The following is a 13,286-nucleotide window of genomic DNA, read 5'->3' as shown; positions in this document are numbered from 1 at the left end:
AAAACGCCGCCTAGAGCCGGCGCGGAACTGCGCACGCGTGCCATACTCCAAGGCACTTCTCGTCGGGATAGATGACGTTTTTATGCTTAAAGGAATAAAGCGCGCTGCCAGCGCCATTGCCATCGCCGTTGCCCTTTACAGCCTGCTGGGCTTTCTGATTCTGCCCGGTATCGGCCTGCGCATTGCCAACCAGCAGCTGGCTCAATACGCCGAAGTACCCGCCACGCTACAACGTCTGCAGTTCAACCCGTTCAGCCTGGAGCTCAGCCTATGGGGACTGCGGATTGGTGAAGCCGAGCAGCAGCAGATCGCCTTCGAACGCCTGTATGCCAACCTGCAACTCGACAGCCTGTGGACCGGCGCATTGCATCTAGCCGATATCGAGCTGGACCAGCCACACAGTGAAGTGCTGTTCGGTAAGGACGGCCGGTTCAATCTGGCGCAACTGTTCAAAGTCCCGCCTAGTAAAGCGCCTGCAGTCGAAGAACCGACCGGCGAGCCGTTCCCGCTGCGTATTTCGCGGATCAAGCTGAATGGTGGCAACCTGCACTTTCAGGATCTGCGCCCCAGCGAGCCGATTGAGTTTATCTACGATGATCTGAATTTCGAACTGCACAACCTCAGCACCCTGCAAGGCGACAATGCCGACATGAATCTGGTCGCCACTGGCCCCCAGGGCGGACGTATCGACTGGGTCGGGCAAATCGGCCTGGTGCCGATCAGCTCCAGCGGCAGCCTGAAAGTCACTGACGGCAAGCTGAAAGGCGTGTGGCCCTATGTGCGCGATGCCGTACCACTGGTGCTGGAGGATGGCACCGTCAACCTCAGTAGCGACTACAGCCTAAACCTCGCCAAAGGTACCGAACTGCTGCTGAGCAACACCCAGCTCAGCGTCAGCAGCCTTGCCATCAAGAGCCCGACTGACAAACCGCTGCTGCGCCTGGAAAACCTGGATATCAGCGAAACCAGCGTGGACTTGGTCAAGCAGCTGGTCATCGTTGGCAAGATTCGTAGCCAGAAGCTGGAAACCTGGGCCGCGCGCGAAGCCGATGGCCAGCTCGACTGGCAAAAGTTGTTGGCCAGCCAACCCGCTAAACCAGCTCCGGCTCCGGCTCCGGCTCCGGCTCCGGCTCCAAATGAGGGTGGCGCAGGCTCGATAGCGACGGAACCCGAGCCGGTAAAGAACCCAATTGAACCGACTACAGCACAACAATCAGCGGAGCTAGAAACCGCCACTGCTGGCCAGCCGGAAGAGCCCAGCAAACCTTGGCAAGTCATCCTGCGTGACGTGCAATTGCGCGACTATCAGGTGCACCTGGCCGACCGTGCCGGCGGTGCTGAAGTCAAAATTGACCTCGCTCCACTCAATCTCGATCTGAGCGACTTCGACAGCCTGGGCACATCGCCTTTTGCCCTCAAGCTCGATACCGGGGTAAACAAGACCGGGCAGATCAAGGCCGATGGCCAGGTGCAACTGACCCCCACCACGGCCAAACTGCAGGTTGCCACTCGCGATATCGACCTGCGCTTGGCGCAGACCTACCTAAGCCCCTTTGTCCGTCTGGAAATGCGCAGCGGCAAGCTCGGCAGCGACCTGGCGGTTGACCTGAAAAGCGTCGAGCCGCTGGCCTTCGACATTATCGGGCAAGCCGAGATCAACCAGCTGCATACCCTCGACACGCTCAAGGACCGCGATTTTCTCAAGTGGCAACAGGTCGTGGTTGAAGGGCTCGACTACCAGCACGGCAAGGGTCTGGCAATCAACCAGGTCAAACTGCAACAACCCTATGTGCGCTTTATCATCAACGAAGACCTGAGCACCAATATCAACGACCTGATGGTGCCTCAACCGGCCAACGCCGAACCCACCAAAGCAACGGCTGACGAACCGCTGCCGATCCGCATCGGCGGCATTAGTATCAAGGACGGTTCGGCCAACTTCGCCGACTTCAGCCTACGTCCCAATTTCGCCACTGCGATTGGTCAACTCAACGGCCAGATCGGCACCCTGGATAACCAAAGCCCGAAAGCCGCTAGCGTCGATATCAAGGGCAAGGTCGACAAGTACGCGCCTGTGAGTATCAAGGGGCAGCTCACCCCGTTCGACCCGATGAACAGCCTGGACATCGCCACGAGCTTCAAGAATGTCGAGTTAACCACCCTCACACCTTATTCCGGCAAGTTCGCCGGCTTCCGCATCCGCAAGGGGCGACTCAACCTCGATCTGCATTATCAGATCGAAAAAGGCCAGCTGAACGCCACGAACAAGCTGCTGCTAGAAGACCTACAACTGGGTGAAAAAGTCGACAGCAAGGACGCCATGGACCTGCCGATTCGCCTGGCCGTGGCCCTGCTCAAGGACACCAAAGGCAATATCGAAATTCAGCTGCCGGTGCAGGGCAACCTCAACAGCCCGGAATTCAGCGTGATGCCGATAGTCTGGCAAACGCTGCGCAATCTAGTGCTGCGCGCGGCCCAGGCGCCGTTCAAGTTTATTGGCGGGCTGGTCAGCGGCGGCAGCGATGTCGACCTCAGCACGGTGCACTTCACTGCCGGCAACAGCGAGCTCGACGGCGACGCACAGAGTGCGCTGGATACCCTGGCCAGCGCCTTGAAGGAACGTCCAACCCTGCGCTTGGAGGTCGAAGGCATGAGCGCGCAGAGCAGCGACGGCCCGCCACTGGCTGCCGCGCGCCTGGAGCGCGAATACCAGAACACTTGGTACAAGATGCTACAACGCCGTGGCGATGATGTGCCTGCCGAAGCCAGTGACCTGCTGGTGGATGAAGACGACAAGGCAGTGCTGCTCGAAGGCATCTACCGCACCCGCCTCAAGCAGCAACCACCGCCCGAATGGGCCGAGCTAGAAGATGAAGAGCGCAGCGCGAAAATGCGTGACGCTGTGCTGCAGTCCTGGGCACAGAGCAAATTGCTACAGCGTCAGCTGGCTCAGGCACGGGCAGCAGAAATAAAGAGCTATCTGGTCGAACGTGGCGGTCTGGCCGCCGAACGCATCTACCTGCTGGATGTCAACATTGCACAGGCTGGCGCCGATGGCCGCGTCGCCACCACCCTGCACCTCGGTAGCGAGTAAGGTTCCGTATATGCGCATATTGGCGACAACGCTGCTCTTTACCCTGATAGGGGTATCGTCCCTGGCCCGGGCCGAAACGTTACGCTGCGGCAGCCAACTGGTTAGCCTGGGTGACCGGCGCTTCGAGGTGATGCAGAAATGCGGTGAGCCAGCCTTTCGTGATCTGGTCGGCTACTCCCTCGGCCCGAACGAGCGCCGTGAATATCAAATCGAGGAGTGGGTTTATGGCCCGGATAACGGCATGCTGAGTATTCTTACCTTCGAAGGCACGCGCCTGCGCGCCATCGAACGTCGTCGTAGTCGCTAACCAATGAAAGCCCTGATTAGTGCCCTGCTGTTACTTATGCCCTTCTGCGCACAGGCCTCATCGACCCTGCGCTGCGATAGTGGTCTGGTCAGCCTCGATGACACCACCAGCGAAGTCAGCAGCAAATGCGGCGAACCACTGAGCCGTGACTTTCTCGGCTACCGCGAAGTGCTGGATGAATATGGTTTCTACAATGAAGTCGCGGTCGAAGAATGGTCATACGGACCGCGCAACGGCATGTACCAATTTCTGCGTTTCCAAGGCAATCGACTGATCAAGATCGACAGTAAACGCCGCAACTAGCAGCTCCACCGCACTCACCCAAAACTTCCGATAAGGACATTGCACCATGCAACGGATAGCGCTCAGCCTCACCCTACTCGCTCTGGCAAGCAGCGCCCAGGCCAGCACACTGCGCTGCGAAAAGGGCATCGCCAGCACCGGCGACCGAACGACGGAGGTTGCCAGCAAGTGCGGCGACCCCATTGCCCGCGACATGCTGGGTTACACCCTGGATGCCCACGGCAATAACGAGTTCCTCGTCGAGGAGTGGGTCTATGGCCCACGTAACGGTATGAACTACTACCTGCGATTCGAAGGCGGTCGTTTGAAGAGTGTGGAAAGTAAACGCGGGAGCTAAGCCTTGCCAGCGCCCATAAAAAAGCCCCGCAGGACATACCTGCGGGGCTTTTTTTAACAGCGGATTACAGCTTGCTGCTGAAATCACGCAGCTCATCCTGAGCCTTTTCCTTGGTCCAGCCGTAGCGCTCTTGCAGCTTGCCGGCTAGGTACTCGCTATGGCCATCTGCGACGTCTAAGTCATCGTCGGTCAGGTTGCCCCAACGCTCCTTCATACGACCACTGAGCTGCTTCCATTTACCTTTGATGATGTCGTTATTCATCTTGCATTCCTCGTCGTTGCGTGGCGCTCAGGCAACTAACTCGCCTGGCTTTACATACGTGGATTAATCGGCAGTTTTCAGCGCATCGGCTGATACCGAGTTAACGCCTTTGATCTCGGATGCCTTGGCAATAGCCAGGTCACGCTCAGCATCGGTGGCAACAACACCGGAGAGCGAAACCACGCCCTGGTTGGTTTCCACCTTGATATCGATACCGCTCAAGCTGCTGTCAGCCAGAAAAGTCGACTTCACCTTGCTGGTGATCCAAGTATCGCTGACTGCGTCTCCAGCCTTATCCATGGTGTCATTCGTGTCATCGGCGGCCAGCAGAGTTGGCTGCACCGCTGGGGTACCCGCAGCCAGAACCGGCCCAGCGAGCAACAGGCCCAGCGCGGTGGCGGTCATGGCGGTTACTGCAAAATGCTTGATTGGCTTTTTCATGGGTAATGCCTCCTGCGTGTACTGAACAATCTGCAAGCCACTACGAGCTGCAGCCTCCCCAGTACTATCGCAAGCGCTGTGCCAACCTTTTTAAAAGAATATATCCTTTAAATATCAATAACTTAACAAAAAATAAAATCACCAGTGCTCGTGCAATCTGCATGTTACGGCCGGCCAAGCAAGGCATATTGCACGACATGTGCCGCAGCTACGGGGTGATCCCACTGCGCTTTTTTATGGGCAAAAAAAAGAGGGCCCCGAAGGACCCTCTACTCTGCGCTTAAGCAATCCGGCGATTAAACGCCCGACGCCTTGGCAGCAGCTACATCCTTGATCGACAGCTTGATACGGCCGCGGTTGTCCACGTCCAGCACCAGAACTTCAACTTCCTGACCTTCCTTAAGAATGTCAGTCACCTTCTCAACACGAGCGTCGCTCAGCATGGAGATGTGCACCAGACCGTCTTTGCCCGGCAGGATGTTGACGAAGGCACCGAAGTCGACGATACGCTCAACCTTGCCGACGTAAATCTTGCCGATCTCAGCTTCCGCGGTGATGCCCAGTACGCGCTGACGCGCAGCCTCGGCCGCTTCCTTGGTTTCGCCGAAGATCTTGATCGAACCGTCGTCTTCGATATCAATCGAGGCCTTGGTTTCTTCGCAGATCGCGCGGATGGTTGCACCACCTTTACCGATCACGTCGCGAATCTTGTCCTGATCGATCTTCATCGCGATCATGGTCGGTGCGTTGGCCGACAGTTCGGTACGCGACTGCGCGATGACCTGGTTCATCTGGCCGAGGATATTCAGGCGCGCTTCCAAGGCTTGGCCCAGAGCGATCTCCATGATCTCTTCGGTGATGCCCTGGATCTTGATGTCCATCTGCAGTGCAGTAACACCGTTGGCGGTACCCGCTACCTTGAAGTCCATGTCACCCAGGTGATCTTCGTCGCCGAGGATGTCGGTTAGAACAGCGAATTTCTCGCCTTCCTTAACCAGACCCATAGCGATACCGGCAACCGGCGCCTTCATCGGCACACCAGCGTCCATCAGAGCCAGGGAAGCACCACAAACGGAAGCCATGGAGCTGGAACCGTTCGATTCGGTGATTTCCGAAACCACACGGATGGTGTACGGGAACACGTCAGCAGCCGGCAGCATGGCAGCGATGGAGCGACGAGCCAGACGACCGTGCCCGATTTCGCGGCGGCCAGTAGCGCCCATACGACCGCACTCACCAACCGAGTACGGTGGGAAGTTGTAGTGCAGCATAAAGGGGTCTTTACGCTCGCCTTCAAGAGTGTCGAGCAGCTGAGCGTCACGCGCGGTACCGAGGGTGGCAACCACCAGAGCCTGGGTTTCACCACGGGTGAACAGCGCCGAACCGTGGGTCTTGTCCAGCACACCAACTTCGATGTTCAGGCCGCGTACGGTACGGGTGTCACGGCCATCGATACGCGGCTTACCGTTAACGATGTTCTCGCGCACGGTGCGGTATTCGATTTCGCCAAAGATTTCTTTAACTTCACCAGCGGAAGGCTGGCCTTCTTCACCGGAGAACTTGGCAACGATTTCATTGCGCAGCTCACCCAGACGGGCATAACGCTCGTGCTTAACGGTGATGGTGTAAGCCTGGGAGATGGCATCGCCGAACTCGCCACGAATAGCGCTCAGCAGTGCAGTGTTCTCAGCCTTCGGCTGCCAGTCCCACGTAGGCTTGGCGGCTTCAGCAGCCAGCTCGGCAACAGCGTCGATGACAACCTGGAACTCGTCGTGGGCGAACAGTACGGCGCCCAACATCTGGTCTTCGGTCAGCTCTTTGGCTTCCGATTCAACCATCAGCACGGCGTCTTTGGTGCCGGCTACGACCATGTCCAGGCTGGATGCCTTGAGCTGCTCGTAGTTCGGGTTCAGCAGGTAGCCGGTTTCCGGATGGAAAGCCACGCGCGCGGCACCGATTGGGCCGTTGAATGGGATGCCGGAGATGGCCAGCGCAGCCGAGGTACCGATCATCGCAGCGATGTCCGGATCGGTTTTCTTGCTGGTGGAGATCACGGTGCAGATAACCTGCACTTCGTTCTGGAAACCTTCTGGGAACAGCGGACGGATCGGGCGATCGATCAGGCGCGAGGTCAGGGTTTCTTTCTCGGAAGGACGCGCTTCACGCTTGAAGAAACCGCCTGGAATCTTACCGGCTGCGTAGGTTTTTTCCTGGTAGTGCACGGACAGCGGGAAAAAGCCTTTGCTTGGGTCCGCAGTCTTGGCGCCGGTTACGGCAACCAGTACGGCAACGTCGTCGTCAACGGTGACCAGCACTGCGCCGGAGGCTTGACGGGCGATACGGCCTGTCTCGAGGGTAACGGTCGATTGACCGAACTGGAACTTCTTAATTACCGGGTTCACGGTGTTTTCCTTCTCTTTGTTGCCCTTGGGGAAAGCGTTTCTTGCAACCGTTCTATCACTGCAACGTGAACAAACGGGTCTTACAGAATGTGCGGGCGGTTGCGGGAATCGGACCCGTTATCGTCCAAAACAGCTAAAGCAGAAAAGCAAAAGCTGGAAGCAGGGGCGAACCCCACTTCCAGCTTCGGCAGTCAGCTACGCGTAAGCATTGCTTAGCGACGCAGACCCAGGCGACCGATCAGGGCGCTGTAACGACTAACATCCTTGCCCTTCAGGTAATCCAGCAGCTTACGACGCTGGTTAACCATACGGATCAGGCCACGACGCGAGTGGTGGTCTTTACCGTTGGCCTTGAAGTGGCCTTGCAGCTTGTTGATGTTGGCGGACAGCAGTGCAACTTGCACTTCCGGGCTACCGGTGTCGCCAGCAGCTTGCTGGTAGTCAGTTACGATCTGGGCTTTTTCTTCAACGCTGAGTGCCATGGGGCAATCCTCTCAGTTAAGAAACTGCTGCAGTGCAACAGTTTCAATAGGCCGGGAATCGCTTCCCGTGTTTTTAAGTGAGGTATGACCGTGCCTATTAACAGCCACCCTCGATACACGCAGACCTGAGCCGAAACCCCTTGTCTGCGCTACGGTCATGCCGACCGAATCTGCACCACAGGCCTGCGGCCCGTGTCTCCAACCAAGGCTACGCCTTGGTCGCAATCAATCGACGCGGCGCAATGCGCCCGTCTTCGCTCACTTCACCGATACCGATAAAGCGACCGTTGTGATCTTGCACCCGAACCATGCCGAACTTCGGCGCTTCCGGGGCGCGTACCGGCTGCCCTTGCAGCCAGTAGAACGAACTGTGCTCGGAGAACTGCAGCAGCGGCCAGTGTTGCAGACCGCTATCGACCGGTTGCAGGAACTGGTCAACCGCTTCGTTGCCACCTTCGCCATGCACCCGCTCCAGCTCTTCGAGCGTTACGGTGCGGCTCAGATCGAAGGGGCCGGCTTTGGTTCTGCGCAGCTCTGCAACGTGAGCACCGCAACCCAGCAGGTGGCCGATATCTTCGACCAGCGTGCGGATATAGGTGCCTTTGCTGCAATCGACCGCCAGGCGCGCCTGCTCCGCCTCACAGCCCAATAATTCTAGGCGCGCAATAGTAACAGAACGCGGCTCGCGCTCCACTACTTCACCAGCACGTGCCAGCTTGTAAAGGGGCTGCCCATCGCGCTTAAGCGCCGAGTACATCGGTGGTATCTGGCTGATTTCACCGCGAAAACGCGGCAACACAGCTTCGATATCGGCGCGACCAACGGTCACTGGGCGACGCTCCAGCACTTCACCTTCAGCATCGGCGGTGGTGGTGGTGACGCCAAGCTGCATCAGGGTTTCGTAACCCTTGTCCGCATCCAGCAGGTACTGGGAGAACTTGGTCGCCTCACCGAAGCACAACGGCAATACACCAGTGGCCAGGGGATCGAGGCTGCCGGTGTGCCCTGCCTTCTCGGCATTCAACAACCAGCGCACCTTCTGCAAGGCGGCATTGGAGCTAAAGCCCTTGGGCTTATCCAGCAGGATGATGCCATCGACGGCACGACGAATACGTTTGACCTGGGCCACGTGCTTACTCCTTGGCCTCGGGAACATCATCGCCATGCTGGCGATCTTCGCTGACTGCACGCTCGATCAGAGCCGACAGCTGCGCACCGCGAATCACGCTTTCGTCGTAATGGAAACGCAGGTTCGGCACGCTGCGAAGCTTCATTGCCTTACCCAACTGCATACGCAGGAAGCCGCTAGCATCGTTGAGCACTTTAAGGCTCTGCGCGACAGGATCGACGCCCTCTTCAGGCTCGCCACCCATGATGGTGACGAACACCTTGGCATGGCTGGAGTCGCGGCTGACTTCCACCGCCGTGATGGTCACCAGGCCGCCAAGACGCGGATCTTTGATTTCCAGGCGGATCAACTGCGCCAGTTCGCGCTGTATCTGGTCGCCGATGCGCTGGGCCCGGCTAAATTCTTTGGCCATTTCTACTACCTTCACTCGTCACGCTGCTCGAAAAAGCAGCGGACCTAAAAGCGGCAAACGCCCGGCCGCGCAGAAGCGGGGCCGGGCGCTGCATGTTGCGACTCGTGCTTACAGGCTACGAGCCACTTGGACTTTCTCGAACACTTCGATCTTGTCGCCGACCTTGACGTCGTTGTAGCTCTTCACGCCGATACCGCACTCCATGCCGTTACGCACTTCAGCAGCATCGTCTTTAAAGCGACGCAGGGATTCCAGCTCGCCTTCGAAGATCACCACGTCGTCGCGCAGTACGCGGATTGGACGGTTACGGTAGACCGTACCCTCAACCACCATACAACCGGCAATCGCACCAAACTTCGGCGAACGGAACACGTCACGCACTTCGGCAATACCCAGGATGTTCTCGCGAACATCGCTGCCGAGCATGCCGGTGAGGGCTTTCTTGACGTCTTCGATGATGTCGTAGATCACGTTGTAGTAACGCATATCCAGACCTTCCTGCTCGACGATCTTGCGCGCGCCAGCATCGGCACGCACGTTGAAGCCAAACAGTACAGCGTTGGAGGCCAGTGCCAGGTTGGCATCGGACTCGGTGATACCACCGACGCCGCCGCCGACCACACGCACTTGCACTTCGTCGTTACCCAGGCCGCTGAGCGAGCCTTGCAATGCTTCCAACGAACCACGGACGTCGGATTTGAGGACGATGTTGAGCGTCTTCTTCTCTTCCTGGCCCATGTTCTCGAAGATGTTTTCCAGCTTACCGGCGTGAGCACGGGCCAGCTTCACTTCGCGGAACTTGCCTTGACGGAACAGTGCAACTTCACGGGCCTTCTTCTCGTCAGCCAGCACGCTCATGTCGTCGCCAGCATCCGGAGTGCCGTCCAAGCCGAGAATCTCGACCGGAATCGACGGACCAGCTTCTTTGATCGGCTTGCCATTCTCGTCGAGCATGGCGCGGATACGACCGTAGTTGGAGCCGATCAGCACCATGTCGCCTTGGCGCAGAGTGCCGTCCTGAACCAGTACGGTCGCGACCGGACCGCGACCTTTATCCAGGCGCGATTCAACCACAACACCGCGGCCTGGGGCCGATGGAGTGGCTTTCAGCTCGAGGATTTCAGCCTGCAGCAGCACGGCCTCCAGCAGTTCGTCGACACCAGTACCGACTTTCGCCGACACAGGAACGAACGGCGTATCACCGCCCCACTCTTCCGAGGTCACACCGTGCACCGATAGCTCGCTACGAATGCGATCGAGGTCAGCACCTGGCTTGTCGATCTTGTTCACCGCAACAACCAACGGCACACCAGCAGCCTTGGCGTGCTGAACGGCTTCAATGGTCTGCGGCATCACGCCGTCGTCCGCTGCAACCACCAGAATCACGATGTCGGTCGCCTTGGCACCACGCGCACGCATCGCGGTAAACGCGGCGTGGCCCGGGGTGTCGAGGAAGGTGACCATGCCGCGCTCGGTTTCTACGTGGTAGGCACCGATATGCTGGGTGATGCCACCGGCTTCGCCAGCAGCAACCTTGGCGCGACGGATGTAGTCGAGCAGCGAGGTTTTACCGTGGTCAACGTGACCCATTACGGTAACAACCGGCGCACGAGCAAAGGTCTCGCCTTCGAATTTCAACGATTCGGCCAGGGAATCTTCCAGGGCGGTATCACTGACCAGGGTAACCTTGTGGCCCAGCTCTTCAGCAACCAGTTGGGCAGTTTCCTGATCCAGAACCTGGTTAATGGTCGCTGGCGTGCCCAGCTTGAACATGAACTTGATAATTTCAGCAGCCTTGACCGACATCTGCTGGGCCAGATCGCCCACAGTGATGGTCTCGCCGATCTTCACTTCACGCACGATCGGACCTGTTGGGCTCTGGAAGCCGTGGGCATTACGCTTCTTCAGCTTGGCCTTGCCACGACCGCCACGACGGAAGCTGTCGCTTTCTTCGTCGATGGTGCGCGGGGCAACACGTGGCGCCGGAGCCTTTTCCTTAACGGTCGGACGGTGCTGGGTGGTCTTGCGCTCACCACCACGGCGGTCGGCATCGTCATTGCGTGCTTTATCTGGGCGACGTGGCTCATCTTTCTTGCGCTCGTCTGCCGCAGGAGCAGCCACTACCGGCAACTCAACTGCTACAGCCGGAGCCGCTTCAACGACCGCCTCGCCAGCAGCTGGCGCAGGGCGCTGCGCTTCTTCAGCGGCGCGGCGCTTGGCTTCTTCATCAGCCTTTGCCTTGGCTGCTTCAGCTACAGCACGCTGCTCAGCCAGCTCACGCTGCTTTTCAGCTTCGATTTCTTCAGCGCTGCGCTTGACGAAGGTTTTCTTCTTGCGCACTTCAACGCTGATGGTCTTGCTACCGGCAACCCGCAGGGTGCTGGTAGTTTTGCGCTGCAAGGTAATCTTGCGCGGCTCTTCTGTCTTGCTGTCGCCGTGACTGCTCTTGAGATGGGCCAACAGGGCCTGCTTCTCACTGTCGGTCACCGCTTGCTCAGCACTCTTGTGCGGCAAACCAGCCTCACTCATTTGCTGGAGCAGGCGTTCAACCGGCGTATTGACCACTTGGGCCAGTTCTTTAACCGTGACTTGCGTCATGCATTTCTCTCCTCAGGCCGCAACTGCTTACTCGAACCAATGGGCTCGGGCGGCCATGATCAACTTGCCGGCTCGCTCAGCGTCGATACCGTCGATGTCGAGCAGGTCATCAATCGACTGCTCGGCCAGGTCTTCGCGGTTAACAACGCCGCGCACTGCCAGTTCATGCGCAAGCGCCTTATCCATCCCCTCAAGCGAGAGCAAGTCTTCGGCTGGGTGGGCATCTGCCAGCTTTTCCTCGTTGGCGATGGCTTTAGTCAGCAGGCGATCTTTGGCACGGGCGCGGAGCTCGTTGACGATATCCTCGTCAAAGCCATCAATGCTGAGCATTTCTTCCATCGGTACGTAGGCAATTTCTTCAAGGCTGGTGAAGCCCTCTTCGACCAACACCTGGGCCAGCTCTTCATCGACTTCCAGCTCGTCGATAAAGCGCTGCAGGATGTCGCCTGTTTCCGCTTGCTGCTTGGCCTGAATGTCCGCCTCGGTCATCACGTTCAGGGTCCAACCAGTCAGCTGACTGGCCAAACGCACGTTCTGACCGCCGCGGCCAATGGCCTGAGCAAGGTTGTCTGCGCCAACGGCGATGTCCATGGCGTGGGCATCTTCGTCAACAATAATGGCGGCCACTTCAGCAGGCGACATGGCGTTGATTACGAACTGCGCAGGATTGTCATCCCACAGCACGATATCCACACGCTCACCCGCCAACTCACCGGAGACCGCCTGCACGCGCGAACCGCGCATACCGATACAGGCACCCTGCGGGTCGATACGCTTGTCTTTGGAACGCACGGCCAGCTTGGCGCGCGAACCTGGATCACGGGACGCGCCCATGACTTCAATAAGCTCTTCGGCAATTTCCGGCACTTCGATGCGGAACAGCTCAATCAGCATTTCCGGCGCGGTGCGCGAGAGGATCAGCTGCGGACCGCGGTTCTCGGTGCGGATTTCCTTGAGCAGGGCACGCAGGCGCACACCGACACGGAAGGTTTCGCGGGAGATGATGTCTTCGCGAGCCAGCATGGCTTCTGCGTTGTTACCCAGATCAACGATCACGCTGTCACGGGTAACTTTCTTCACGGTGCCGGAGATGATCTCACCCAGACGCTCGCGATAAGCCTCGACCACCTGAGCACGCTCAGCTTCGCGAACTTTCTGCACAATCACTTGCTTGGCGGTTTGCGCGGCAATACGACCGAACTCGATGGAGTCGATCTTCTCTTCCAGCACTTCACCAACTTTTGCATTGGCTTCAACTGCACGCGGCATGTCAGTGGTGACCTGGTGTGCAGGATCATCAAAGTCAGCTTCTTCAACCACTGTCCAGCAGCGGAATGTCTCGTAGTTGCCGGTCTGACGATTGATCGCCACACGCAACTCGACTTCATCTTCAAAACGCTTCTTGGTAGCAGTGGCCAAAGCCAGCTCCAGCGCTTCAAAAATTACGCTAGCCGGTACGCCCTTTTCGTTGGATACCGACTCAACAACCAGCAGTACTTCTTTGCTCATCGTACGCCTC

General features: G+C 58.2%; 12 protein-coding genes. 4 read left to right on the top strand and 8 right to left on the bottom strand.

Annotated features, from left to right (window positions below):
• Positions 1 to 82 precede the first annotated feature (82 nt).
• The 4 genes from AACY25_RS17350 to AACY25_RS17335 are packed head-to-tail and all read left to right on the top strand — an operon-like array spanning position 83 to position 4,041.
• A complete protein-coding gene (locus AACY25_RS17350) occupies positions 83 to 3,094 on the top strand; it encodes a DUF748 domain-containing protein (RefSeq protein WP_339526196.1) in 3,012 nt (1,003 codons plus the stop codon).
• A gap of 10 nt (positions 3,095 to 3,104) precedes the next feature.
• The gene (locus tag AACY25_RS17345; protein WP_339526194.1) at positions 3,105 to 3,401 is read left to right on the top strand and encodes a DUF2845 domain-containing protein; all 297 of its coding nucleotides are present in this window, start codon (positions 3,105 to 3,107) and stop codon (positions 3,399 to 3,401) included.
• 3 nt (positions 3,402 to 3,404) lie between these two features.
• Entirely contained in the window at positions 3,405 to 3,704 is a 300-nt protein-coding gene (locus AACY25_RS17340; RefSeq protein ID WP_339526192.1) for a DUF2845 domain-containing protein, read from the top strand.
• 46 nt (positions 3,705 to 3,750) lie between these two features.
• A complete protein-coding gene (locus AACY25_RS17335; protein WP_339526190.1) occupies positions 3,751 to 4,041 on the top strand; it encodes a DUF2845 domain-containing protein in 291 nt (96 codons plus the stop codon).
• Between the two features lie 64 nt (positions 4,042 to 4,105).
• Here AACY25_RS17335 and AACY25_RS17330 read toward each other — a convergent pair whose 3' ends face one another.
• From AACY25_RS17330 to nusA, 8 genes are all read right to left on the bottom strand, one after another.
• Positions 4,106 to 4,303, bottom strand: coding sequence for a CsbD family protein (locus AACY25_RS17330; RefSeq protein ID WP_339526188.1), 198 nt, complete (start codon positions 4,301 to 4,303; stop codon positions 4,106 to 4,108).
• Between the two features lie 63 nt (positions 4,304 to 4,366).
• Positions 4,367 to 4,744, bottom strand: a complete 378-nt coding sequence (locus tag AACY25_RS17325; RefSeq protein WP_339526187.1) for a BON domain-containing protein — start codon at positions 4,742 to 4,744, stop codon at positions 4,367 to 4,369.
• A 296-nt stretch (positions 4,745 to 5,040) separates the two neighbouring features.
• A complete protein-coding gene (pnp, locus tag AACY25_RS17320) occupies positions 5,041 to 7,146 on the bottom strand; it encodes a polyribonucleotide nucleotidyltransferase (protein ID WP_339526186.1) in 2,106 nt (701 codons plus the stop codon).
• A gap of 212 nt (positions 7,147 to 7,358) precedes the next feature.
• A complete protein-coding gene (gene rpsO, locus AACY25_RS17315; protein ID WP_275961681.1) occupies positions 7,359 to 7,628 on the bottom strand; it encodes a 30S ribosomal protein S15 in 270 nt (89 codons plus the stop codon).
• A gap of 208 nt (positions 7,629 to 7,836) precedes the next feature.
• Complete coding sequence (gene truB, locus AACY25_RS17310; RefSeq protein WP_339526184.1) at positions 7,837 to 8,757, bottom strand: tRNA pseudouridine(55) synthase TruB; 921 nt, start codon at positions 8,755 to 8,757, stop codon at positions 7,837 to 7,839.
• A 4-nt stretch (positions 8,758 to 8,761) separates the two neighbouring features.
• Positions 8,762 to 9,169 (bottom strand): 30S ribosome-binding factor RbfA, encoded by a 408-nt coding sequence (rbfA, locus tag AACY25_RS17305; RefSeq protein ID WP_339526182.1) that lies wholly within the window; start codon positions 9,167 to 9,169, stop codon positions 8,762 to 8,764.
• A 108-nt stretch (positions 9,170 to 9,277) separates the two neighbouring features.
• Positions 9,278 to 11,767, bottom strand: a complete 2,490-nt coding sequence (infB, locus tag AACY25_RS17300) for a translation initiation factor IF-2 (protein ID WP_339526180.1) — start codon at positions 11,765 to 11,767, stop codon at positions 9,278 to 9,280.
• 27 nt (positions 11,768 to 11,794) lie between these two features.
• Positions 11,795 to 13,276, bottom strand: coding sequence for a transcription termination factor NusA (gene nusA / locus AACY25_RS17295; protein ID WP_305594383.1), 1,482 nt, complete (start codon positions 13,274 to 13,276; stop codon positions 11,795 to 11,797).
• Positions 13,277 to 13,286: the final 10 nt, after the last annotated feature.

This window comes from Pseudomonas sp. EA_35y_Pfl2_R111 (assembly GCF_963970955.1).
Lineage (GTDB): Bacteria > Pseudomonadota > Gammaproteobacteria > Pseudomonadales > Pseudomonadaceae > Aquipseudomonas.
Note: the sequence above shows the minus strand (reverse complement) of the source record. Positions and strands in the feature narration are given on the sequence as shown.

Bases quoted from the DNA above. Each gene is read 5' to 3' on its own strand.
- AACY25_RS17350 (WP_339526196.1), top strand. From the start codon at position 83: ATGCTTAAAGGAATAAAGCGCGCTGCCAGCGCCATTGCCATCGCCGTT.
- AACY25_RS17345 (WP_339526194.1), top strand. From the start codon at position 3,105: ATGCGCATATTGGCGACAACGCTGCTCTTTACCCTGATAGGGGTATCG.
- AACY25_RS17340 (WP_339526192.1), top strand. From the start codon at position 3,405: ATGAAAGCCCTGATTAGTGCCCTGCTGTTACTTATGCCCTTCTGCGCA.
- AACY25_RS17335 (WP_339526190.1), top strand. From the start codon at position 3,751: ATGCAACGGATAGCGCTCAGCCTCACCCTACTCGCTCTGGCAAGCAGC.
- AACY25_RS17330 (WP_339526188.1), bottom strand. From the start codon at position 4,303: ATGAATAACGACATCATCAAAGGTAAATGGAAGCAGCTCAGTGGTCGT.
- AACY25_RS17325 (WP_339526187.1), bottom strand. From the start codon at position 4,744: ATGAAAAAGCCAATCAAGCATTTTGCAGTAACCGCCATGACCGCCACC.
- rpsO (WP_275961681.1), bottom strand. From the start codon at position 7,628: ATGGCACTCAGCGTTGAAGAAAAAGCCCAGATCGTAACTGACTACCAG.
- rbfA (WP_339526182.1), bottom strand. From the start codon at position 9,169: ATGGCCAAAGAATTTAGCCGGGCCCAGCGCATCGGCGACCAGATACAG.
- infB (WP_339526180.1), bottom strand. From the start codon at position 11,767: ATGACGCAAGTCACGGTTAAAGAACTGGCCCAAGTGGTCAATACGCCG.
- nusA (WP_305594383.1), bottom strand. From the start codon at position 13,276: ATGAGCAAAGAAGTACTGCTGGTTGTTGAGTCGGTATCCAACGAAAAG.